24 protein-coding genes are annotated in these 24,862 nt (G+C 46.3%); all 24 read left to right on the top strand.

Annotation, left to right across the window (positions count from 1 at the left end; genetic code table 11):
* Window positions 1–108 precede the first annotated feature (108 nt).
* The 24 genes from FYJ39_RS07930 (at window position 109) to FYJ39_RS07820 (ending at window position 24,838) form a co-directional block, all read left to right on the top strand.
* The gene (locus FYJ39_RS07930; protein ID WP_154471938.1) at window positions 109–6,624 is read left to right on the top strand and encodes a hypothetical protein; all 6,516 of its coding nucleotides are present in this window, start codon (window positions 109–111) and stop codon (window positions 6,622–6,624) included.
* A 177-nt stretch (window positions 6,625–6,801) separates the two neighbouring features.
* Window positions 6,802–7,866 (top strand): DNA primase, encoded by a 1,065-nt coding sequence (locus FYJ39_RS07925; RefSeq protein ID WP_154471937.1) that lies wholly within the window; start codon window positions 6,802–6,804, stop codon window positions 7,864–7,866.
* A gap of 248 nt (window positions 7,867–8,114) precedes the next feature.
* On the top strand, window positions 8,115–8,378 hold the full coding sequence (locus FYJ39_RS07920; RefSeq protein WP_154471936.1) for a hypothetical protein: 264 nt from the start codon (window positions 8,115–8,117) through the stop codon (window positions 8,376–8,378).
* A 274-nt stretch (window positions 8,379–8,652) separates the two neighbouring features.
* A complete protein-coding gene (locus FYJ39_RS07915; RefSeq protein WP_154471935.1) occupies window positions 8,653–9,039 on the top strand; it encodes a hypothetical protein in 387 nt (128 codons plus the stop codon).
* A gap of 95 nt (window positions 9,040–9,134) precedes the next feature.
* A complete protein-coding gene (locus FYJ39_RS07910; RefSeq protein ID WP_154471934.1) occupies window positions 9,135–9,488 on the top strand; it encodes a hypothetical protein in 354 nt (117 codons plus the stop codon).
* Window positions 9,489–9,499: 11 nt separating this feature from the next.
* Window positions 9,500–10,792 carry a hypothetical protein gene (locus FYJ39_RS07905; protein ID WP_154471933.1) on the top strand — a complete coding sequence of 431 codons (1,293 nt, stop codon included), beginning with the start codon at window positions 9,500–9,502 and terminating at the stop codon, window positions 10,790–10,792.
* A 12-nt stretch (window positions 10,793–10,804) separates the two neighbouring features.
* Entirely contained in the window at window positions 10,805–11,269 is a 465-nt protein-coding gene (locus FYJ39_RS07900; RefSeq protein ID WP_154471932.1) for a PrgI family protein, read from the top strand.
* Window positions 11,270–11,365: 96 nt separating this feature from the next.
* Window positions 11,366–13,957, top strand: a complete 2,592-nt coding sequence (locus FYJ39_RS07895; RefSeq protein ID WP_154471931.1) for a VirB4-like conjugal transfer ATPase, CD1110 family — start codon at window positions 11,366–11,368, stop codon at window positions 13,955–13,957.
* An 870-nt stretch (window positions 13,958–14,827) separates the two neighbouring features.
* The gene (locus FYJ39_RS07890) at window positions 14,828–15,148 is read left to right on the top strand and encodes a hypothetical protein (RefSeq protein WP_154471930.1); all 321 of its coding nucleotides are present in this window, start codon (window positions 14,828–14,830) and stop codon (window positions 15,146–15,148) included.
* A gap of 154 nt (window positions 15,149–15,302) precedes the next feature.
* Entirely contained in the window at window positions 15,303–15,455 is a 153-nt protein-coding gene (locus FYJ39_RS21495; protein ID WP_407923835.1) for an HU family DNA-binding protein, read from the top strand.
* A 1-nt stretch (window position 15,456) separates the two neighbouring features.
* The gene (locus tag FYJ39_RS21490; protein WP_407923834.1) at window positions 15,457–15,573 is read left to right on the top strand and encodes an HU family DNA-binding protein; all 117 of its coding nucleotides are present in this window, start codon (window positions 15,457–15,459) and stop codon (window positions 15,571–15,573) included.
* Between the two features lie 163 nt (window positions 15,574–15,736).
* The gene (locus tag FYJ39_RS07880; protein WP_154471929.1) at window positions 15,737–15,910 is read left to right on the top strand and encodes a hypothetical protein; all 174 of its coding nucleotides are present in this window, start codon (window positions 15,737–15,739) and stop codon (window positions 15,908–15,910) included.
* A gap of 13 nt (window positions 15,911–15,923) precedes the next feature.
* Window positions 15,924–16,823 carry a GNAT family N-acetyltransferase gene (locus FYJ39_RS07875; protein WP_154471928.1) on the top strand — a complete coding sequence of 300 codons (900 nt, stop codon included), beginning with the start codon at window positions 15,924–15,926 and terminating at the stop codon, window positions 16,821–16,823.
* A gap of 57 nt (window positions 16,824–16,880) precedes the next feature.
* Window positions 16,881–17,732, top strand: coding sequence for a hypothetical protein (locus FYJ39_RS07870; protein ID WP_154471927.1), 852 nt, complete (start codon window positions 16,881–16,883; stop codon window positions 17,730–17,732).
* A 41-nt stretch (window positions 17,733–17,773) separates the two neighbouring features.
* Window positions 17,774–17,968, top strand: a complete 195-nt coding sequence (locus tag FYJ39_RS20865) for a hypothetical protein (RefSeq protein ID WP_235919773.1) — start codon at window positions 17,774–17,776, stop codon at window positions 17,966–17,968.
* Window positions 17,969–18,101: 133 nt separating this feature from the next.
* The gene (locus FYJ39_RS07860; RefSeq protein ID WP_154471926.1) at window positions 18,102–20,186 is read left to right on the top strand and encodes an AAA family ATPase; all 2,085 of its coding nucleotides are present in this window, start codon (window positions 18,102–18,104) and stop codon (window positions 20,184–20,186) included.
* A 165-nt stretch (window positions 20,187–20,351) separates the two neighbouring features.
* Window positions 20,352–20,615 (top strand): hypothetical protein, encoded by a 264-nt coding sequence (locus tag FYJ39_RS07855; RefSeq protein WP_154471925.1) that lies wholly within the window; start codon window positions 20,352–20,354, stop codon window positions 20,613–20,615.
* A 587-nt stretch (window positions 20,616–21,202) separates the two neighbouring features.
* Window positions 21,203–21,616, top strand: coding sequence for a hypothetical protein (locus FYJ39_RS07850; protein WP_154471924.1), 414 nt, complete (start codon window positions 21,203–21,205; stop codon window positions 21,614–21,616).
* A 7-nt stretch (window positions 21,617–21,623) separates the two neighbouring features.
* Window positions 21,624–22,271, top strand: a complete 648-nt coding sequence (locus FYJ39_RS07845; protein WP_154471923.1) for a hypothetical protein — start codon at window positions 21,624–21,626, stop codon at window positions 22,269–22,271.
* A gap of 21 nt (window positions 22,272–22,292) precedes the next feature.
* On the top strand, window positions 22,293–22,937 hold the full coding sequence (locus FYJ39_RS07840) for a hypothetical protein (RefSeq protein WP_154471922.1): 645 nt from the start codon (window positions 22,293–22,295) through the stop codon (window positions 22,935–22,937).
* A complete protein-coding gene (locus tag FYJ39_RS07835) occupies window positions 22,924–23,184 on the top strand; it encodes a hypothetical protein (RefSeq protein ID WP_154471921.1) in 261 nt (86 codons plus the stop codon). The genes FYJ39_RS07840 and FYJ39_RS07835 overlap by 14 nt, the downstream gene beginning before the upstream one ends.
* Window positions 23,185–23,197: 13 nt before the next feature.
* On the top strand, window positions 23,198–23,590 hold the full coding sequence (locus FYJ39_RS07830; protein ID WP_154471920.1) for a hypothetical protein: 393 nt from the start codon (window positions 23,198–23,200) through the stop codon (window positions 23,588–23,590).
* A gap of 77 nt (window positions 23,591–23,667) precedes the next feature.
* A complete protein-coding gene (locus tag FYJ39_RS07825; RefSeq protein WP_154471919.1) occupies window positions 23,668–24,138 on the top strand; it encodes a RusA family crossover junction endodeoxyribonuclease in 471 nt (156 codons plus the stop codon).
* On the top strand, window positions 24,131–24,838 hold the full coding sequence (locus tag FYJ39_RS07820) for a hypothetical protein (protein WP_154471918.1): 708 nt from the start codon (window positions 24,131–24,133) through the stop codon (window positions 24,836–24,838). The genes FYJ39_RS07825 and FYJ39_RS07820 overlap by 8 nt, the downstream gene beginning before the upstream one ends.
* The last annotated feature ends 24 nt before the right edge of the window (window positions 24,839–24,862 follow it).

Below are 24,862 nucleotides of genomic sequence, written 5' to 3'. Positions count from 1 at the left end.
GTTCCCAACTGAAAAAACTATTTTTCAAAAATCTTTGCATAATTAAAACAGCACAAAAGAAGTGCTTAGACTGTCAGGCTTTAAGTTTCAGAAAGGAGCATTGAAAAAATGAGAAAGAAGAAAAAGACACTTAACCGTGCCACGATTGCAGCATTGAGTGCATCTATGGTAGCACCGTCTATCGCACCGGCAATTCCGGTCTTTGCGGAGGAACTCACAGAGATCTCTTCCGGTGATATGAAGGATGCAGACAAAGCAACACCATCTGTACCGGATAAGAATGAGGATGATAACCAGGACCTGCCGGTAACCGATGAGGAAATCAAGGACGTCGTCATCGACGAGGAAGAGGAAGCTACTGCATCCGAGCCACAGAAAAAGAAGTACCCGACCTTTGGTACCTCTGCGTTCTGGAAGTGGTTTGATGGACTTGTGGCTGAGATTTGCGGCGAGGACGCTGACGCAACCGTTGAGCTGACCGATGCGGAGCAGGAGATGCTGCTTGAAAAGCTGCAGGAGTGGCATGAGACAATCGCAGCAGACGTGGCTGACGACAGTTATCCGGCATTTAGCATGGATACTGATTCTGATTTCATGGAATGGTTCCGCAAGCATGCGATTTCCATGGATGAGGACGACAATGTTGTCGGTTACAAAAACGATGTGATCCTGCAGTGGATCAAAAACGCAACGGTGGAAGATGTGATGCAGTTCCTGCTTGCCTTTAACGAAATGAGACAGAGCGAGGCAATGCCTCTGTCTGCGTTAGGCGATCTGTGGCCGGCGAATTACGGACAGAACGGCAACGTATTCAGCACAGGTACTGGTACGAAAGAACATCCGTATGTGATTGATTCCGTACAGGATCTGCGTGCAGTGGCTGCGGAAATTGCAAAAACCACGTCCACAAAGAATGAAGACACCTATTACTTAATCAAGAAAGGTACTTATGACCTGCAGGGTTCTTGGATCCCGATTGGATTCCCGTGCAATGACGGCGGAGTATCCTCCGCGTTCCGTGGTCACATGGCTGCCGAGGAAGGTGTACATATCATCAATCTCGGATTCAAGGCAAACAGTACCCTGAATATTGATGCAGGTCTGGCACAGAAGATTTCTGAGCAGGAAGCGGTTGGATTCTTTGGTATCATCGGCGAAGGCGCAACCGTAACCGGACTGAACATCGACACCAAACAGAATACCCTTGACGGCAATCACTATGCTGGTATTCTCGCCGGAGAGGTTCAGGGCGCAACCATTAAGAAATGTACCGTAATGGGTTATGTAAAGGGCACCGGATACGTCGGTGGTCTGGTGGGTTATGCCCACGATGACAGCACAGGTGACAGCAACGCCCGCACCACAGTAATCGAAGACTGTGTGGCTGACGGCGTAGCAGCCTATACGGTAGAAACAGTTGACAGCAATGATTTTCTGGATGGACACGCTTGTGTCGGCGGTATCGTTGGTCTTGCGGAAAACACATCCATCATTGACACCACAGTGAAAACTTATGATGGAAGTGGCGGCCATATCTACGGAAACAACGCTTATGTCGGCGGTGTTGCAGGTGTGATCCTTGATTCTGATATTTACAACAGTGAAGTAAAGCAGGGCGAGATTGGTTCCAGCAATGACTTTGCGGTCGGCGGTATCTTAGGTGGATTTGGCGGAGGAAATGTCAAGGTAGCCAGATTTAATGGCGATGCCATGACACCAAATTCCACCAATCATTACTCCGCAGCATTTATCGGAACCAGAGTGCGTGGTGCAAGTTTCTCCTATGGCGAAGATGCTAATATCGGTTACCTGTTTACGGACAGCAAGGAGAAGGCGGATACTGGCATTTGCGGATCCAGAATTGAGGATGATGGCCAGTTTGACACCGATGCTCATATCGGCTATTGGCATGCTGATGATGTGTATTTCACTCTGATTTCCGGAAATAATGTCGATCATTCCGACGAGTATTTCTACAAGGAGTTAGAGGACGGCATCAAGGTCATTCGCAATGATGATGACGCAAAGAACGTCGAGACCATCAACCACTTTACCGCAAACCATAGCGGTCGTCCGACTCGCGGCTATATGTTGGCAATCGAGACTCCGATGGTGGATAGTATTAAGGCGGCAGATGTAACTGCCTTTATCGACGGCACCCATAAGCCGCACGTGACTGCAGATAATATCGGAGCTTTCGCCCCGGGCGATGTGGTTTACGTGACCTTTAAGCCGTGCAAGAACGGTAACGTGTACTTCCAGATGGACAATGATCAGCCGCAGAACCCGTACTACAAGTACCATGAAAAAGATCTGTTTAACGTGTTCTCGGAGGACATCGAAACCGCAGCTCTGAAAATCGGTAATGGTTTCTCCTTTGAGATGCCGACATCTGATGTGACTCTCGGAGCAAAATACAAGGCTGTGTCTGAAGGCGTTGAAATCGATCCGACTCAGATCGTCTTTGATTTGGTGCAGGAGCGTACCGGAAACCGTGAGAATCCGACCGTAACCTATAAGGTAACTGCATATGACAGTGACCCGGCCCAGAACGCTAACGCTCAGATTCTGACGGACAAGAGCGGCAAGAAGTGGGAAAATGTCCTGATTATGACTGTGGATGATAAGGGCCAAGAGACAGAAAAAGCGGATGCTTTCCTGTTAGGCTCTAAGGTCAACGGAATTGACAACCAGAAATTCAACTTACAGTGGGCGATCCAGGATGAGCGGAACAATATCTTGAAGAATCTGACTGTCTCTGACAACTTAGAGGCCGGCCAGAGTGCTTCCTTTATGTTAGACGTGTCTAAGGACAGTGACAACGCTCTGATGCAGTATGTAAAGGAAGAGGAAGAGCGTCAGAAGCAGGGCGGCTACAAAGACAGCCTGACTTCCGTCACTCCGAAATACTTCCATTCCATGATTTCTGCAAAGGCAACGCGTGAGGATGCAACCGATAAGGACAACCCGCCAATCGGCTACGCTGACATCAAGGTGCGTCTGCACATCAAGGATAAGACCGAAGTAGCAGTCAAGAAGGCCGCTCTTAACAGAAACGAGATCACCTATGATGTGGTTCGTACCCTGTCCGGAGACCGTACCAATCCGACCGTAAAATATACGGTAAAGGGTGGAGACCAGGGAGCGATGGGCGCAAGTCTGACGGCGACCTTTAACCCGGACTACTTCTCAAACGATCAGGTACACTGGTATCTTTCCGAAGATCGCGGAAATCTGCAGGATGACCGTCCAGTCGATGTACCGGCAGACCATAATACCGATACCGATGGCACCATCTCTGTAAAGAGAAGTGGAACTGGCGATAAGGCATATCGTAATGCCATCATCAATCTGGAAGGTGTTACCGATACAGAATGCACGAACGCAACCATCAAGGGTTGGGTAGTAGACCAGGATAGGGACTACACGAAGCAGATGCTTCAGGTTCCGGCTGATGTTGAAACCTACACCAAGTATGTGAAAGTCACTGCAGCGGATAAGACTAACAACAGCGCTACCGATACCTGTAAGGTAACCATCAACTTCCACACCGAGGATCAGACGGAGATCCAGCCTACCAAGATTGAGATCAATGATAAGGGCAATATCCACAACTACAACATCGCATACAAATTTGCCGGCGACAATCAGTCCGAGATCACTGCAAGAACCATTACGATGGACGATGCAGCGACCACGAAGCTGGAAAACGGTGTCGGTGACACGTTAAGTGCAACGGTAAGTCCGGTGTATAATAACTCTGTACACTATCCGTACAAAAATGGTGTTGTTTGGTCTCTCGGAAACCACCCAGATTTCCCGGATCTCGATGTAAACGACATTCTTTATATCGATTCCCAGACTGGTCAGATCACCGTCCGCGGATACAACAACAGTGCAGAGTCTGAAAACCTCGGATATTCTCCGTGGGTACAGAGCTTGATTGCAGAGCACAAGCTGGACGGAACGACTGTGAAGGTGCGTGCGATTGCAAGAACAGAGAACGGTAAGCTGGAAGACTTTGAGGATATCAGCATCACCTTTAAGGCAGAGACCATGTCTCCGGGCACTGAGGAGCCGGTGAAGTTCGATGTCGTTCTCACGAAGGATGTAGCAAGCAGCCTTGCAGATACCGATGTGCAGGCGAAGGAAACCTGGGACGGTATCGATGCGCAGAAGATCAGCGCAACCAGCACGGGTACTTCTGAGGCTCCGATCTTTACCGTAGAGGGCAACAAGGATGTCATCAGACTCCGCGATTCTCTCGGCAGATCCATTACAACCGATAAGTTTGTGACCGTCAATACCGATGCTCAGTGGATCAAGGACATCGTGAAGAACCGTAAGAGCGGCAATACCGGCAGCGAGCAGGTTGTGGTAAAAGCCCAGACCAATAACGGTACGGCAACCATAGAGATCCCGGTAGCAGTCAACTTCCGTTATGATGGAACAGATATGACCGCAAATACCATCACAGAGCTTCCGGAAGGCTACGAGGCATCCCCGGATGTGATTGTATCCGCGACACCGGAAGACACCTACGACGTTGACAAGGCGAAGGTAAAAGATCGTCAGATCACCATGGATGTTGTGGCTACCCAGGGTAACTACAGCGTAAACAATCCGGGTACCAGAAAGTGGTCCTACGGTATTGTGAAGCTGGAGAATACAACCTATTCCAGCCAGGGTGTTCAGGAGAATGACGCTGTTTACGAGCTGAGCGGCGACATCAAGGATTACTGTAAGGTAGATGCGAACGGATACCTGGTACCGATCAAGGGTAACTGGGAGGCGTTAATTTCTTCCGGACAGACCAAGGGTGCCGTAAGCGGTATCGTAACTGCAAAGAAGGAAATGGACGGAAAGACCACATCCGACAGCTACAAGGTAACCATCAATTTCCGTTACGACAAGGCTGTACTGGATTCCCACGAGGAGACCTTTGATGTGGTTTACACACACGACTCCAGAACCAACAGTGAGAAGTCCCACTGGAGCGGAGACGCTTATATTCAGTTAAAGGCACAGATCTCTGACGAGAGCGGTAACAATGTCACACCTGTATGGGAGTCCTCTGATCCGTCTATCGTAACGGTAGACCAGGACGGACGTGTCTATGTCAACAAAGAGACCTGGATGAAGGATATCATTGACAAGGCACAGTCATTCGACGAGAATACTCACAGCGGTACAAAGACCGTAACCGTTACTGCAAAGCATCCGACAACCGGTGCAACCGCAGATACCTGTCTGGTGACTGTCAACTTCCGCTATGATAAGGCAATCGTGGACAAGACTGAGGAGGTTTATAACCTTGTACTGACTCAGACTTCCCGCACGAATAACCCGTCTGCAAAGTGGAGCGGCAACGACCTGCGTAAGCTGAATGCAAAAATCTTCGTTGAGCCGGGCCTTAACAACAATCCGTTCTGGGCATCTGATGATGCAGGTATTGTCAAGGTCGATGAGGCCGGAAATATTCAGCCTGTGATTGATGCAGACTGGCAGAAAGAGATCATTGCACAGCATCGATTCTCTGGCCAGAAAAAGGTTGCAATCAATGTAACCAACGACACCAAGTCCATTAAGGACAGCACCAACGTAACCGTAAACTTCCAGTACGAGAATGTAGAGATGGACAAAAACGCCCAGACTCTGGACGTAGTCATCACTGCAAGCGGAAACAGATCCAACCCGACCTATGCAGTTACCGGTGCAACAACTGGTAAGGTATCTGCGGTACTGAATTCCGTAAATCCGGACGAGAAGAAAGTTGTATATTCTTCCGGAGACAATGGTCTTCTGAGCGTTGACCAGAACGGTAAGCTGTCTCTGGTACTGCCGATGGTCAAGGATTCCAAGGGAAATCTTGTTCAGGCACAGGGAAGCACATTCTCTAAGAATGCCCATGCATTCATCCAGGAAGCACTGAAGCACAAGTTCATCGACCGCGACGGTCAGCGTTACATCTCTTCCAAGGGTATTGTGATTACCGCAGCATCTGAGGACGGCCGCATGGCGGATCAGTGTAATGTGAAGCTGAACATCAAGTTCGTCGATAACACCTACAGCTCCGGCGGAGGTGGCGGCGGCGGTTCTTCTTCCGGCGGTGGCGGTGGAAGTTCTTCCAGCGGATTTACTCCGGGCGGATCTACTTCCCATATGGTAACGAACCTGCCAAATTACGTCATTAAGGGCGGTACTTGGACGAAGAATGCCATGGATCAGTGGTTCTACACCAACGGACGCACCTTTACCGATGAGTGGGCAGCTGTTCAGAACCCGTACGCAGATCCGAAGAAGGGACAGCCTCTGTTTGACTGGTTCCATTTCGGAGCAGATTCTGCGATGACCGTTGGCTGGTATACAGATAAGAACGGAGATACCTTCTATCTGCACAACGTACACGACAACACTTACGGCCACATGTACACTGGCTGGAAGTGGATCGATGACAACGGCGACGGATTTGCGGAGTGCTATTACTTCCAGGAACTGTCTGACGGACGCCGTGGACGCCTCTATAAGAGCACCACAACTCCGGACGGATTCGCTGTCAACGAAAAGGGACAGTGGGTTGAAAACGGACACGTGATCACAAAAGATCTGAGACCTCAGCAGTAATGCAGTGAGTGAAACCCCAAAGCCACTGACAGGCTAAGCCTTTGGCCCTCCCGGGAAACCGGGAGGGTTTTTGGTATCTAAAAAAGGAATGTGCCGGCAGCGTTTCTCATTGTCTGTGTTCGACTTCCATAATTAAGCTGAAAAGTGAAGAAGAAATGGAGAAAGGAGAAGTCGAGTATGCACCAGTCATACAAACCAATGTCGGAGATCGCTTCCAAATACACGAAGCTGTATTATGATACGGTATCCGGAAAGCATCTTGGCAAATGCCCGTTCTGCCATGGAGAGACGGCAACATTTTCTACGGATAACAAAATTGGCACTTTTTTCTGTTACGGATGTGGCACCGGTGGAACGAGAAGGGATTTTATGATTCGGATGAAAGAGGTATCCGTGCCGATAGAAGCAAAACAGAAGGATCCCGTGCTGACACAGATTTACGAAGAAGCTGCCTATTACTATTATGAACAGCTGACACGTGCAGACAATGTCGGCAGGCAGTATCTGCTGAAACGAGGCATTAGCAAAAATGACATGGCGGAATATGGCCTTGGATACGCACCGGATGCATTTGCGAACCTCTACAATATGCTGATCAGGCAATATCCGAAAGAAGATCTGATGCGCTCCGGACTGTTCAAGATCAGTCAGAATGGATCTCCATACGATTTCTTCCGGAATCGTGTGATGTTTCCGATAATGGACCGAGAGGGTGATGTGATTGCCTTTGGCGGAAGAGTGATGGATGATTCCAAACCAAAGTACATCAACTCCGCAGAAAGCACATTGTTCAGTAAACGCAACTGTCTGTACGGGTATCCATACGAGGCAACGAGCCGTAAGCGTGGGCTTATTATCTGTGAAGGATATATGGACTATATCGCCGTACACAGTGCGGGATTCACAGACTGTGCGGCCGTGCTTGGAACAGCACTGACAGAGGAGCACGCAAAACTGATTGCCGCAGATTACAAAGAGGTCTATCTTTCCATGGACAGCGACGGCGCCGGCATTTATGCGGCAAAAAAGTCGATTGCGGTTTTGGAAAAGGCGGGATTGATTGTCAAGGTCCTGGATTTTAAGCCTCACAAGGATCCGGATGAATTTATCCGCAAAAACCCTTATGGTGTGGCTGGATTTGCAAAACGGATCGAACACGCACTTCCGTCATACAAATTTTTGGCCAGACACGCAGAAAACGTGGACGAACTCGTCAACATTCTCATACAGCAGGCATCATAGCCTGCTGTATTTTTGCGTTTTGGGGTGTAAAATCCCGAAAAGAAGCTGCTGATTGAAAAAAGTTCGTTTTTTCATATCCGCAGAAAATCATGACTTTGAGGCTAAAAACCGGGACAATCGCAGCAGTGGCAATCACATCTATGAAAACCAATAAATCACGGAATGCACTCATAATTTAGGTGTAAAACCTGCGAAAGAGCAGAGAAAGGAGGTAGACCTTGGTGAGTACCTGATAGGAAAAAACAGCTATGGAAGACGCAGTAAAAAGAATATCGTCTGAGAAGTTTGATGCCATGTTAGAACGTATCATGGACAACGGACATCCAATCAGCGGGTGGTTTCCAACCATGGAAGATGCAAAGATTATCATTGCAAATCCAATCGAAAACTATGAGTTTATGATATGGATCCTGGAATCAAACCCGAACCTTACACTTACAGAAGAACAGGAAGCAGTTTATGCGCTGCTGCAGAATACACTGACTCAATGTACACAGATTACAGATCATTAAGTTTCTTATAAGATAATCATTTCAAAAAAAGTTCATCGAATAAATCCCAAAAAGAAAAAAAGTAAAGAAGCGAAAGCCATGCCAGAACCAGAAGGTTGCGGTATGATTCTTCATGTTTGCTTTGACATAAATGAAGAATGAAAGATAAACTCCATTTTTTGATATGCCAACGTTCTATTTTCGCGTTGTTGAAGAAAAACAATTCCATAATTGTGTCAACGAAACAGATTGTGAAATGCATGCTGTTTTGAAAAAACGCAAGGAGGAAAAACCAATGTACAAGAACAACGCAGTAAGCATTTCTCCGAAGAAGAGGATTTGCAAGGCAAAGAAGAGTGTGAAGAACCTCATGAATGCAGCAGCTGTCTTTGGCACCTATGCCATGTACCAGATGAATGCATTCGCTATCAGCGGATTGGATCCGAATAAGTATCAGATCAAGGATACCTCTGACTTCAACCCAGAGGGAATCATTTTGGCGCTGGCATTCTGGGCAAGCCGTCTGATGGGAATTTCCATGCTGATCTGGGGTATTTACGGTTATCTGACCGCAAGAAAAGATGGTGAGGCAGAATCCATGAATGGTGCGATTGGTAAGCTGGTTTCCGGCGGTGCTTTGATCGCAATGCCATTTATCCTGACCGAACTTGGCATTATCTAAATGTGAGACAAGCATTCAAAAATCTTTGCCACAAAGGCCCAGGGGCCGGTGCCTATAGCGGGCGTCGGCCTTTGGTTTCAAGAATGGAGGATATTATGCAGAAGATCAAACACTTACCATGGATCCAGTTGGCCGCTGGCAGCATCACTGCATTCACATCATGTATGACCGCATTTGCCGGTTTGAAAATTACACCTAATATTAGCGTGGATGATTTTAACCGAATGACCGGAACCACCGTTGAGGGAACCTTGTTATGGATCATATTCTATCTCTTAAGACTGGTTGGTGCCGTGGTGTTGATTTGGGGCATTCATGGGTATCTGATTGCCAAAAAAGATGGAAATGCAGATGAAATCAATCAGGCGATGGTAAAGTTGATTTTTGGCGGCTGCCTTTTAGGGTTACCATGGCTTTTGTCAGAAATAGGCGTGATTGGGATCAAATAAAGGAGGAACCAATGAAAATCAAAAAGAAATTTGGGGCATATTTGTGTCTTTTTTGTATGCTGCTTTCGTTATGCATCCCTACGATTGCCTTTGCAGCAGACGACAAACTTGAAAAAAATATTGAAAATTACAAGGGCATTATCGATCAGGTAGCGGGTGACCAAACCAAACTTGGTAATGAAGACAATGCCAAATTTTATCTCGATATCAAAACAGCTTTAGAGGACGCCGACATTTTGGAAAAAACCACGATCCGCGGAGGCTATGAAATCATAGATGAAATTGGCGCCAAGTTGTTTACAGAGTATAGTAACAATATCAACGTCATGAAAACGGCATGGAAAAGCAGATTCCGAAAGATCGCTGAACAATCCGGCGTAGAAATGGGGAGCATGACCAAATATGACTCACTTGGAAATCCAATCGAATCAGAAAATGTGGAAACGGATGAACTAAACGATGCCACGGTCAAAGTCAACATTTTGACCTGGAATAACACCAAAGATTTGAAGGAAAAAGATCAGGGTGTCATCATGGAGATGTTGAAAGGTTTTGACGATGCCACATCGTTTACGTCCTGGATTCAAGGCATTGCGATTGCACTGACAATCGTTTTTGGAGGAGCTACAATGCTTACCATGATTTCAGATCGGCAAATGAGTACAGAGGCCTTACAAAGAGAATTTTTGAAACTGCTTCTTGGTGTCTGGTTCATTATGAACTTTAAGTTCTTTGCACTTTTAGTCATCCGCCTTGGTACCCTTGTGGTAGAACAGGTATTAGGCATTGGAACAGAAGGAATTGAAAGTATCCGTGTGCAGCAGGTAACCAATGCGCTTTGGCAAAGCCTGGCTGAGGTCGCAGAAGAAAATCCAGAGGGACTCTCCTGGATTTCCAATATCACAACCGGAATAGGAAATGTTGGAGCCGGTATTGCTGCATCTTTTTCCAATGTATTTGGTTCTTTCGTAGGCTTTTTTGGAAGTGGCATCATTCAGTTAGCTTCTTCGTTAGTGATTTATGCGGTAGCAGCGGAAATCGGCATTCGTTATATCTTTACACCGATCGCCATCGCGGATTTGTACAGCGAACGCTTTAGAAGTAATGGATGGATGTGGTTAAAGAAGCTCTTTGCATGTTCCATGCAGGGCGCCGTCATTTTTATGATTATTTTTGTGATCAACATCATAAAGAAATCCGTGAATACGTTTGACCCGATTACCAATACAGCGATCAATCTAACCATGATCGGAATGTTTGCAAAATCGAGATCAGTCGCAAACGACATCATCGGTGTGCATTAAAGGAGGAACACAATGATTATCCAACCAGTACCAAGAGACATTCGAAATATCGAAGCAAAGTTTATCGGACCGTTTACCAAACGGCAATTCTTTTCCATTGTGCCGGCAGCCGTACTGGGCCTGCTGGTGGCAAAACTCATCAAACCTCTCGGGTTAACCGATGATGCGGTGGTAGCATGCGTTGCGCTCATTGATGCCCCAATCCTGATGTGTGGGTTGGTGGATTTCTATGGTATGCCAGCATGGGTGTATTTTAAGGATGTCGTGACAACAAAGGTTCTGGCGCCGGCCGACCGGCCATACGCCACGGAGAACACCTTCCAAAACCTGGCACAGCAGAACCGGATCACATATGAGTATTTCGATGGAGACGACACGGAATACTCCGTCAAACAGATGAAACAGAAAACGAAAGCAAACCAAAAGAGACTCAAAAAGTATCTGGAAGCCAATCCAGATATGAAGGGGATCCAATAATCAAGAAGCGGAGCGAAATGCTCCGCTTTTTTGCGACATTCATGCAACTTTTTTTCATAATTGTAGCAAATCATTTCGAAAGGAGAACTTGTTATTATGTTTGGAAGAAAAAAGATCCTACAGTCCAATGCAGATGTAACAGAGATCGGAAAAACACCCGTGTCGAAAAAACATGGCGTGGATATTGAGAAACAGATTCAGGATTTCTCCGGTGACGTCGGCTCCATAAAATTGGAAAAAAAGCATGAACCACAGAAGAAATCCGGAAAGTTGGCAAAGAAATCCAAATCCAAAGCGGCCAGAATCAAAGCGATTGAGGTACCAAAGACCGTGCAGCAGTCTATTCCTTATAAGACGGTGTATGTAAACGGTATTATTGAACCAGAGACGGGCCTGTTTACTAAGTGTTATAAGCTGACGGATGCCAATTTCCGTACGGCAACTCAGGAGGCTCAGGAGGAGATGTACTTCGCTTACGGAGACCTGTTAAACTATTTTTCTCCCGATGTACGCCCGCAGTTTGTAATCTTCAACCGCAGCATTGACAGGGAACAGTTTGCAGAAGATACATTGCTTGTAGAAAGAGAGGATGACTACAACCATCTTCGTAAAGATATGAATGGAGTGCTGATGTCCAAGATCAGCGAAGGCCAGAACAACATTGTACAGGAGAAATATTTGGTTGTCACAGTAAAAGCGGACAATATCGAGCTGGCAAACGGAACCTTTGCTCGTGTGGATAGAGAGGTATCGGCCTATTTGAAGAAAATCAACTCTGTCTCCACGATCCCAATGACACTGCAGGAGCGGTTAGAGCTTTTATATAACATCTACAATCAGGATACGGATATGCCGTTCTTTAAGAAAATGAACATTGACGGCATGGAATCGCGTACCTTCAGCTTAGAGTGGATGCATTATCTGGGCCTTACCACAAAGGATATTATCGGACCAAGTTCCTTATCCTTCCAGAAGAGCGACAGCTTCCGCGTGGGTGACAAATACGCAAGAGCCCTGTATATCAAAAATCTTCCGACACAGCTTTCCGCTGAGGTATTGGCAGACATTGCGGATATTCCGTGTAATGCAATTACCAGCGTACATTTTGCACCGATGAGGCAGGATGAAGGTATTAAGCTGGTGCGTAACCAGATGCTTGAGATCAACCGAAATATGGCGGAGGCAGCAAAGAGAGCAGCGAAGAGTGGTTTGACACCGGATATGGTTTCACCGGATCTGACTCAGGCAAAAAGAGATGCGGACAAGGCTTATGACGACATTACGGTACGAGATCAGAAAACCATTCTGATGACCGTGATCATGACCATCTTTGCAGATGACATGGATGACCTTGACAAATACACAAAGATTGCTCAGAACAATGCGGAGAAACACCTGTGTACGCTTCTGAAGCTGAACTCCCAGCAGGAGAGAGGGTTTGCATCCTGTCTGCCATTAGGTAACAACAGAATTTGGGCGAATCGTCTGATGAATACGGAGTCCGCCGCCCTTTTTATCCCGTTTGAGTCTCAAGAACTTGTGCAGCCGGGAGGCATCTACTACGGAGTCAACGCCACAAGTAGAAATCTGATCATGATCAACAGACTTCGGGGACAGAACTCAAACGGACTTATACTTGGAATGTCGGGTTCCGGAAAATCCTTTTCCGCAAAGCAAGAGATGACGCAGGTCTTCTTGTCGAATGAGGAAAATGAAATTCTGGTTGTAGACCCGCAGACCGAGTATCGTCCCTTATGTGAATCGCTGGGTGGACAGGTTATCCGTATTGCGCCCGGCTCTGATACCCATATCAATCCATTTGACCTGGATATTACAACAGACAAAAAGGGCGGCGATGATCCGGTCACGATAAAATCTGACCAGATCTGCTCCATTTGTGCCAGTGCCATTGGAGGCCACATGGGATTAAACCCAATTCAAACATCCGTCATTGACCGATGCGTCCGTATGCTTTACGAGCCGTATCTGGAGCATATGGATGCCTTAAAGCAGAGCGGAAGCTCTGTTACTTGTGACAGGGCAGCTTGTCCGACGTTTAAGGATTTCTATAACCTGTTAAGCCGGCAGCCGGAACCAGAGGCAGAGTATTTGCGAGTGGCACTGGAGAAATATTGTATCGGATCTTATGATACCTTTTCATACAAAACAAACGTGGATACCAATAATCGCTTTGTTGTCTATGATATTCGTGACATTAAGACCGGTATGCAGGAGATGGGTATGCAGATTTGCCTAAACGATATCTGGAACCGTACCATCACCAATTTAACCAGAGGAAAACGTACCTGGATTTACATTGATGAGTTGTACGTGCTGACACAGTCGGAGTTATCGGCCAGAATGCTCATGTATATGTGGAAGCAGTTCCGAAAGTACGGCGGAATCCCAACAGGAATCACCCAGAACGTAGAGGACCTTTTGACGAACCGTGAGTCCCGTGCCCTGATCAACAACTCTCCTTTTATCCTGATGCTCAATCAGTCTTCGGATGACCGAAGAGAAATTGGAGCAATGCTGCATATTTCAGAAGCACAGCTGGATTATATTAAGAATGCGGATTCCGGACAGGGCCTGATCTATACGGGACGGGCGATCGTGCCGTTTATCAACCACTTCCCACGCAACTCAAAATTATACGATTTGATGACCACCAACCCGAACGACTAAGGAAATTTTGGTTCCCAGATTGTCAAATTAAATACATCTGTTAATTTATATTCGTATCCTTAACGACAGATTAGATCCGAAACGAGCGGTTCAAAAATACCTGTTTTTGCAATCTGCAATCCTGATTGCACACTTAACGGAGCGGAGAGCACACGGCGTTTTCGTTTAAATTACATCTGAAACGAGGGCACAAACACAAGTGAAAAGGGACAGCAAACGCTGCCCCTTTTGTTTTAAGGTGTCGGCGCTTATGGTCCCCGACCGGACCCACCGTGTCTCCCCGGTGTGGGCGCGATGCCCTTCCGAGCATCTGTGGCACTGACATTTTCTTATGTCTGCCATATTTTTATTGTATGCGAACACTCTGAGAAAATCAACGAACCCCAGCGGTTGCATTTGGTTAGGGGGCCAAACGCTGGCTGCAAAAACGGGACGGTCTCGTTAACGGTGTGAATTTAATTGACAAGATTTTGTCAAAGCCCCGTTTCATGTGTGAATATAAATGGCTTTTTGGGAAACTGACCTCTCGTTTCATGTGTGAATCAGTATTGCGAAAACAGAGGGAATTTTCAGTCAATATTTTTCGTCCTGATACACCTTAACGGCGGTTTGAAAGTCTGTCAGAAAATTTTACATATCCGAAACGGCGAGGGTTAAAATATGCCTCCAAAAGCGATATTACACCGTTTATGAAATAGGGGGTGAGTGGAAAGCTGCGGCGAAATTACACATGAAGCAGTGAAATTAGATGTGAAACGAGCGGAAATTGTAAAAGCCAGTAAATTTATATAGATTTGTTGCAGTGGTGAACACTGGGCAGTGTTCTTTCCGTGACAAATATGGTATACTGGCAGAAACGGAGGAGCAGGTATGTACATGATGTTTAACCATCCAACAAAGGGCTGGTCCCTTGGGTTTTTATATGAAGTACCAGGCATGCCGGAGCAGCTAAAGATATTTTTGCAAAACAATGACGGTTTCCGAGTGAGTGACCTGGTCCGCTGGCTTTGTGGGCACAACGTAAGGGGAATTGCCTACTGCACCGGTGGGTGGTTTGAAAGGATGCGGTGCCGCAGGTTCGTGACCCAGTTCAACACAGGCATGGAAAACTGCGGGATGCTGGCAGACTTAGGGGAATTCTACCGGCAGGTCGTTGAGACAGAGGAGCGGTTAAAGAAAGACAGAAAATGATCAGATTTGCATATGATGCAAGGTATTTACTAAAAATAGTGCTTTTTCTCATATCCGCAACATTCTAACGCTTGTGTTCAGACAATCTTTTTCATATAATAGGCACGTAAACAATAAAGTCTACACGACGAAAAATCGAAAGGAAACAGAACCAATGAACAAGAAAGAGTTGATCGAACAGTTAGCAAGCAAGGCTGATGTCAGCAAGAAGGACGCCGAGGCCGTTCTGAATGCCCTGACCGATACAGTTACCGAAACCTTAAAGCAGGGTGAAAAGATCCAGCTGGTTGGGCTTCGGAACATTTGAGGTGAAGGACAAGCCAGCACGCACCGGCAAAAACCCGAGGATCGGAGAGCCTATGGAAATCCAGGCGTCCCGCGTACCGAAGTTTAAGTTCGGAAAGACTGTTAAGGATCAGATGTAAGGACCAGACTTTCCACGAAAGAGTTATCCGAAAGGGTAGCTCTTTTTCTTTTATCGAAATCCATAATTACTCTGAAATAACATAGTCAATGAGAAAGGAAGGAAATCAATGATTTTGTATCAGTTTCTACCCACCTTTCTTAAAGGCACAAAGGAGGGAAGAGATGCAAAGTGAGTTCAATCAAGGAGCGGCATATGCCAGAGACAGCATTTTGTCCCATATTATCGGAATGCAAAATGGACTGGAGCCCACAAGCGAGCGTTACCTGGCACTGCAGGAGCTTTTAGAAAAGACTGAAGAAAACTACGGTGCAATGATGCAGCCGTACAAAGGATAAGGAGAGAAAAAGAATGGAAAAAGTGGAAAGAGTAATTTTTGTTCCTGACATGCGATATTTCGTTGGCGCAGACAAACGATTGCGTTCTGAACTGACCAAAGACATGGACGCCTATCGCCTGGAAGATGAAGACTTTGTAGAGCGACACCCAACCTACCTGTACGATTGCGGTGATCGCATGGAAGCTGATGGAAAACCTGGCCATGTTTATGCATTTCGCGTACCGGGTGCTACCAGAGGTGGCATTTACACAGATGAATATGGCCACATCACCGACATTACGTTCGATGAAAAGACGTGCTTTGAGTGTATCCCGTGCTATAACAGGCAGGTGGAGGCAGTGAGGGAGAAATACCTTGGAGCCAAGGTGGAGATCCCGACCGTTCGTGTGTTACTTGGTACAGACATGGAACAGGTCACAGCGATGGACGAAGAATCCACATTTTGTGTAGCTGACATGATGGATCCAGATGTGATTAATCCGAACGAAGCAAGTTACGCCTATGGTGTCTTTTTAGGGGAGCACTTAATCGGGTACTGTACAATTGGAGGGGCGGATGACTGCCCGGATATGATCGAAAAACATGAGCATTGGAGCGGAAAATCTTTGCTTCTTGGCGATGTGTTTATCCAGGATGACTATCAGGGCCAGGGGCTCGGAACGATGTTGGTGTCAATCGCAAGAACATTGGAGGATCCGCAGGAGGAGTTACCAATCTTTTTAACTTTGCTTTTTGATGAAATTGGTAAATTTTATCAGAAACTCGGTTGGCAGTGGTGTGACGAAACCAAAGAATACTGTATGGTCTATCTGCCGCCGCATTACAAAAAAATAATTCCTGACGATAAGAGGCTTTCACTGCGAAGGCCTCTTTTTTCATTGAAACTGATATTGTCAAGAACCTGTGCATAATTGCTGTGACATTAAAATTAATCAAGTCCTGCATGAGCAGGAGAATTGGAGGAGCGAATGATGAAAAAGAAATGGTTACTGTGTATGACTGCAGCAATGATGTGTGCAATGCCATTATCTGCACAGGCGGCAAAGGCAATCAACAGCGTATCGGTTTCCTTTGATGCCGAGAGCTTTGATGAGGACGGTATTCCGGACATTGAGATTAAAGTGAAGGGTGACAACTACGACGCCGGCAGTGTTTCTCTGGCATCGGAGTATTATTCCGGAGACGAGAAGAACGAAAGTCTGTATGAGGGTGATATGCAGACCTATGTCGTGGAGCTTTCTGCGGATGACGATTACTACTTTAATATCACCAAGTCCAATAAGATCCACTTAAACGGCGCCGGAGCCGAATTTGTGAAGGCTTCCAGAAAAGACAACGGCTCCACCCTCATCGTTACCGTGAAACTGATGCGACTCGATGTATTTTTAGGAGAGATTCAGGAAGCACGTTGGGGAGAGAACGGGATGGCCCAGTGGGATCCGGCCATTGGTGCAGCTTCCTATAAGATTGCACTCCGGGACAGCGACGACAAATTAAAGCGCGTGGAGACCGGCGGCATCCGCTATGACTGCAGACCGTTTATGCAGAAGGCGGGATCTTATAGCTACGAGGTACGCCCGGTAGGCCAGGACGGAAAGACCGGTGAGTGGGTAAGCGGCGGAAGCATTGAGGTCTCCGAAGAAATGGCGGCCGCAAACAAGGCAGCATTTGAAGTGAAGTATGAGCGAATCTATGAAGGGATCTGCGCGAGCCTGGAAACAGCCATCTGGAATATAAAAACCTTGGCTGGCAGCAGGCAGAAAACGGCAAATACTGGTACAGAAACCAGGATGCTTCCTATATTCAGACCAACTGGTTAAATGAGAACGGGAACTGGTATTTCTTTGACGCAGACGGTTGGATGGTGACAAACAACTATGCAAGCTGGGGCGGCAAGGATTATTACTTTGGCGCCGATGGAACACTGCAGACGACCGGCAAGGCACCGGACGGCCGAAAGGTGGAAGCAAACGGAGCCCTGGAGGGTGCATCCAAATACGGCGTGCAGGCGGATGAGGATGCCATGTTCAATCAGGGGCCTGGCATGAAGCTGTAAAACATTGGAATCCCTCGTGTATGCGGGGAATTTTTTATGTCAAAAAGCAGGAATTTTCATATCCGTAAGGAATCAAATTTGTTCCAAAACGGAGATTCTTCTACACTGAAAGTAATGAATCAGGAGGTTTGCCATGACGATTACAGGAATTTGTGTAAGTATTGAAAACAGAGATAAAAAGACCGGCATTGTAACGCTGCAGCTGCTTGATCTGGCAACGCAGGAGAAGTTTACTGCTATGGGCGCCGTCTCCACTGTCTCAGAAAAGAAAAAATATCTGTTAGATGGAGACTATGACTCTGTCGGCGTTTTCCGCTTCGGAAAGATTCGAAGAACCTCCGGAAGTGCCGAAGAGTCTGTAAAGATCCTGTCAGCAAAGGTAAGCGGTATTTCAGAAGCGATTGCTGCAGAGATTGTGAAGTTGCTTGGTCCGGACATTTTTGCAAAGGCAGGAGAGAAGGATTTGCTCACGCAGCTTTTGTCCATTCCCGGAGTCGGAGAGGAGCGCGGCAAGGCGGTCAGGAATTTTTTAAGGGAAGATGCAGAAGAAAACGAACTCTTCCTTTTTTTATCTGCTCATGAAGTGCCCTATGTGGCTATCGCCTCTTATATGGAAGACGGCGGCACGATGAGCAAAATCGAGGAGAATCCATATATTCTCTTACGTCATGACGCCCCGTTTGAGCCTTGCGATAAAATTGCCGCGAGATACGGTGTGGATCCATGGGATTTTCGCAGAATCCATGCACTGATTGATGCAGTGACGAAACGAATGAAGAACCGAGGGGATACCCGCATGGAACTGCCGGCGTTTTTGAAGGCGGTCTCCGGGTATGCGTATGCCAAGGGATGTCATGCACAGGCACTGCCGATTGACCTTATCGAGTTGCTGCTTTATGACTCCAAACATATTAAGTTGTACCGTGTCGAAAATACGACATACGTTGCGCCGTTTGATATGTACCTGCACGAAAGAACCATTGCCAAGAACATGACACGCATCGCACAGTCCGGCAAATCCAGCATTGCGGACATTGAATCTGCAATCCGGAAAATGGAGAAACGGTACGGCATCTCCTATAACAAGGAACAGAGAGAGTCCTTTGGTATTTTAAGGGACGGCGGCGTTGCCTTTTTAATCGGTGATCCTGGAACTGGTAAAACCACAACGATCAACGGAATCATTCAGGCATATTTGGACCAATATCCGGGAGAAGCGGTGCTATTGTGTGCCCCGACCGGAAGAGCGGCCTCTCGTATGAGCGAGATCAGCCGCCATAAGGCCATGACTATGCACAAAAGCATGAACCTGAAATGGTACAACCATGGCACTGAAGCAGACGCGCTTCCATACAAACTCATTATCGTAGATGAATTGAGCATGGCAGATACGGAACTGTTATCTATTTTCTTAAAGGCAGTGGTCAGTGGCACAACGCTTTTGTTGGCCGGGGATTACAACCAGATTCCGAGCGTCGGTCCTGGTCAGGTATTGCGGGATCTGGTGGAAAGCGAATGCTTCACGGTGTACCGCCTGACGGAAACCATTCGCCAGAAAGCAGGAAGCCGCATTGTGACAAATGCACTGGGAGTGTTAAACGGGCAGAGGCCGGAAAACGGAGATGATTTTGAAGTACAGTATGTGGAGAATGATAATGCGATCTTGCAGGCGGTTAAGAAACTCAGTACGGAGAAACTTCCGCAGATCCTCATTCCGATCAAAAAAGGACAGGCTGGCACATGGGCAGTCAATAACATCGTGCAGGAAAAGTTTGCATTCCAGGATCCGGGATTCTTCATCGACGGCAGAAAGTTCCACGAGGGAGATCTGGCGATCATGAACCGGAACAACTATGAGTGTGGCTATATGAATGGAGATGTTGGTCAGATCACGCAGATCAATTACGGCAGCTTTACCATTGTGTTTTCGGACAAAACGCTGCATTTGTCCGTCGGTAACACGGATGGTATGACGCTTGCCTATGCACTCACCTTCCATAAATCCCAGGGAGCAGAAGCGGACGAGGTGTTAATTTTGCTGCCATCAGAAAGCGCCATGATGGCATCCAGAGAACTGCTTTACACAGCAATCACAAGAGCAAAAAAGAAAGTCAGACTGATTGCGGTGCCGGAGGTACTGGACGCATATTTGGCGGCGGCCACCAGAAGCCGAAGAAACTGCGGATTAAAGGATTGGCTGCTGGGCCGAATCTCATAACGAACGCTTTTATACGAAATATGCGGTATCACAACCCATAATTCTTCTATGTCCTTAGAGGCATTTGAGAACATATTTTGGGACGTGTCCCTGTGAAAACAACAGGGGCACTTATGGGTACTCCTGATGATATAGATGTGAAAAAACGTTTTATTCAGGAGGGAAATGATGATGTACTACACAAGCAATGACATTTTAGCAGCACGGCACTACTATTCGCAGTTTGGACATGACAAACCAGGAATCGTAGGCTGTATGCGAAAAGCACTTATGACAATCCTCAGAAAAGATCCTGTTTCTCAGGACTTTGCTGGGCTGCGCAGGAAAGACGGCACACCGGTATGTTTGATGAGGGCAGGAGACAATATTCTGAACCAGTCAGCATACTCCGAGTGGACGGCAAACCTGCAGCGTCAGTCACTCATGTAAGAGAAGTAACACACCCATCCCAACAAAAGAGCTTCTGTGCAAGAGGCTCTTTTTCTTTTATTTGAAATTGCTTCTAAAAAAGACACATTTTTCATATCCGCAACATTTGAATTTTGATGCCAGAAAGCGCTTTCCATATAATAGTAGAAAAACGAAGGGAGTGCATAGTATGGGACGAAGCACCACCAGACAACCGGCGCTTAAATTCTACGAAGCATGTAAACACTGTCCATCCAACATTCCTCGAAAAGGCATTTGCACAGCCGGATATGAGAACTTTTATTATTGAAGAGGGAAGAAGAACGGTTGTGAAAAATGTAGCACCGAACACAGATAAATGAAAGGAGAATAGCGATGACAACGCATGGATTTCGACAAACATGGAATGAGATATATCCAGATAACACTACATTTATTCTCCCTATTGTTTTGTACTGGATAGTAGCCATTATCTTTATGCGCGTTACAGTGCAGGAGTTTCATTATATTGATCCATTCTCTGAACAAGCCAATTTGTTACTAACACTTCTTTGGTTTTTACTATCGGTAAATTTTTGACTACGGGCATCCATATATGTCAATCGATTATGGTGATTCGATATCTTTCTAAATTGCCAAGAACGGCAGAAGAACTGCGAGCTTTGGGCTGCAATTCATGGCAGACGGTGGCACTCTTTTATGCAACAAAATCGATGATTTCTAAGCGTAAATGTGTTAGCCGAAAATGCCGTCAATGGATGCGCACACAAATTGACGCTCTATGTCTTGAATTTTCATTTCTGTATCCAGCGAATGCAATGCTATGGGATGAAATTAAAACCGGTGGAGTTTCTCGGCGTTTTCTTAGCTGGATGGAAGAATCATGGGATGATAAATCTCAAATGCCAAACGAAGGCCCATGTGAAAAATTTTATCAAATCATTAAGCCGACTACAACGGAAACGTTTCAGCAGTATATGGATCATTGGCTTAAAACATACAATTCAAAAGGAAAGGAATAAATCTCAAATGAAAAAACGCAGTTTTCTTAAAACGTTCTATGAGCTGTATTCAGAAACAATCTATACAATCATGGAAATCATCGGCGGTATCATATTACTGTATCTCAATTTTTATTTTTTGAAACGTTTTGATCGGTGGCCAACCATAGAGATCGTTATATACTCCACGCTTGGACTCCTCCTCGAACTTCTTGGTGTAATACTCTGCATCACTATATGTGACATGATAAAAGATGTATATAAAACGGTAAACGATGTGAGACATATCCAGATCTTGCCTCGCACAGTAAATGAATTACGATCCTGTGGGTGTAATTCGCAACCAAGCGTAGCACTCTTTTATGTAACAAAATTGATGCGTCTCCCACAGATGCCGCTAGGTATGTCGTGCAAACGGTTTGTTCGTCATCAAGCAGATACTATATTGGATCAATTTCCGCTTTTTCCATCGGAATACACAAACACAGAAAACGAGATGGTAACGGAAAAAGATGTACGCACATTGATTGAACATACTCTTCCAGTGTGCGACAGCGACATGAATAAAGTGAAAGAGTTCTATCAAAGAATCAAGCCAACTACAACAACGGAATTCCAGAAGTATATGGAAAACTGGCTAATGGAATACGAGGACAAAAGTCCCGCGAACAAATAAAAATGTGATAAGGAGAACATCATGGACGGAATTATACATATTGCCGGTGTCATGCCGCGTATCGGAACCACGACCGTAGCATTGTCGCTGGTCAACTGGTTAAAACAGATGGGCTATGAAGCGGCCTACGTGGAAGCAAATGCTCAGGATTACATCTGGGGCTGCACGTCACTTTATGCAGACTGTGTAAAGGACAAACTGCCAGGCAAGATCACATACAATGGCATCGACATGTACTCAAAATCAAGACTGCCGGAGCTGGTGGAGGGCGGAACACATTATAACTATCTGATCTGCGATTATGGCAGTATCACGGCAAAAGCATTTGATAAAAAGGAATTCTTAAACTGCGGAGCCAATGTCCTGGTTTCCGGCATGAAGCCCAATGAGATTTTCCACACCGAGCTTGCGTTAAAAGACGAGGCGCTTAGGAAAGCCATTTACGTGTTTAATTTCATTCCGGGAAAAGATGAAAAGGACATTCTGGCACTGATGCAGGATAAGGCTTCTATGACCGCTTTTATGCCGTTTTCTCCGGATCCGTTCACACTTGCAACCGGAAAGCAGGATGCAGATACCGTGTACCTGGCTCATGACTGTTTTATGACTGTGATGGACAATGCAGTCCGTATCATTCAAGGAGGGGAAGGCAATGGGGAAGTTTAACAAAAGCCTGATGGAAAAGGTCGAAGAAGAAGAGAAAAGACAGCAAAAGCAGGAAGACCTAAAGGAACAGGCCGGTATTGCCGATGATGATTTTTACGTCAAGGAAAAAGGAGCAAAAGACTATTTGATCGCCATCCTGCGCGGACTTTTGTCCTGCCTCATTACATTCCTGGTCTTTGTCGGCATTGCAACATGGTTAAATCCGGAATCCAGACTCATTTTGTTTGAGCTGCTTCCGTTTTTCTAAAAGGAGTACAAATATGGAACAGGAACCGAAAATTGAAGATTTAACGATTGCACAGATTCTTGTGACACCGCCAGAGGAACTGATCTATCTTGTTCAGGCACGATGTCAATTAAAAATCCCGCCAACGGTAGAAACGGTTGAGGATATGCAGGTCATCGGACAGCTGTTAAGCCAGAGCGCTTCGGAATATTCCTATCTGTCCACCATGGCCATGATTGCAAAACTGCGAAAACGCCAGTTAAAGCGAGAGGGTGCGGATAAAAAGGAATGCGAAGATGCCCTTTCAAGAGAAGAAATCTTTCAGCATTTTGCCGGTATCATGAAAGCTACATATGATGCTGCTTCCCGCCTGATTACGGTAAAACAGCAGGTCAATGAAGAGTTGAAATTTACGGATGGCAGGTAATTTGTGACCGGTGCGGATGGCACCTGTATTCCCCGCATAAGCGGGGGTGAGTCGAGAAAGGGGTGAGTCCATTGGAGATGAAAGTCGGAACACACGTTGAAAAAGATGGGGCCGTCCATGTGATGATCCCCATAAAACCCTACACGAAGAAAAATCACCAGCAAATTTTTTACAGGAACAAGGCGACAGAAACAGGGGCGAATAAAAAGGTACCATTCGTATCTCCTTCACCGCAATATTTACAATACGCAAAAGACTGTGGAATTTTTATCAAACCTCTGCAGATTGATGATCCTGTCAATGTCAAAGCACTGTATTACGTCGATACCTTACGAATTGTAGATCTGACCAATCTCAATGAAGCCCTACATGACGTCCTGGTTACCCATGGACTGTTGACAGAGGATCACTGCAGGGTCATTGTATCGACGGATGGCAGCCGAGTTTATTATGATAAAGAAAATCCACGGACCGAGGTAACGATTGAAAAGGTAGAACCAACGTTTCCGCCGGCAAAGAAGAAAAATGGAGGAAAGAAGAATGGATAGCGTTTTCGCTCTGTATGATGATGTCTTGATGGGAAATAAGGCCACTTGCGGCAAGGAACTGTTTGAGTCAACGGTGAACGGCAAGAAAGAGTACAATCCGGCTGATGAAGAGATCGTACTCAAATTGGTGCGTTACGCGTTTACTTATTACCGCGGCTGGGAGCCGGAGCAGTTCCGTTACAACTTAAATGCACACGAGTTAAAGCGAATGAGGCTCGACGGTATCGTAAAGCAGAGAATTCGTTTCCCCGTAGAGCTGGATCCCATGGACAATATGCAGTACCTGGTACATCGCCTGTTCCCGGACCGATATTCCTACAATGAAAAGCAGGCAATCGAGACCTACTATGATCGTGTGCTTGACAAGGAGATCAAGCGATTCAAAAAGGGCTTTTTCACAGAGGAGAAGGGTGCATATCGAGCTGGCATCTGCTTCCAGAGAATGCTGCAGATGATCGGGCCGTTTAAGAACATTCATGAGGTGTATGATCTGTTTGCCAGCACGGAAGGCAGAAAGGTACTGAGCAACTATAAGTTAAACAGTGCAGCCAGAGACCTCTATGAGTTCCCGATTGACTTTTTGCATTACTCCCTGCCGCCGGCGGATCGTGACGAGCTGTATTACTACAAACTGCGATTCGAGCAGATCAACGACAAGCAGAAAAGAGCCATGAGGAAGAAGGGAACGTTTGTGGCGTAAGTCGAACACCGTTGTTGTCAATCC

The organism is Clostridium porci, assembly GCF_009696375.1.
In the GTDB taxonomy this organism is placed as follows: Bacteria; Bacillota; Clostridia; order Lachnospirales; family Lachnospiraceae; genus Enterocloster; species Enterocloster porci.
The sequence above is the reverse complement of the archived record's forward strand: the minus strand, read 5'-3'. Positions and strand labels throughout refer to the sequence as shown.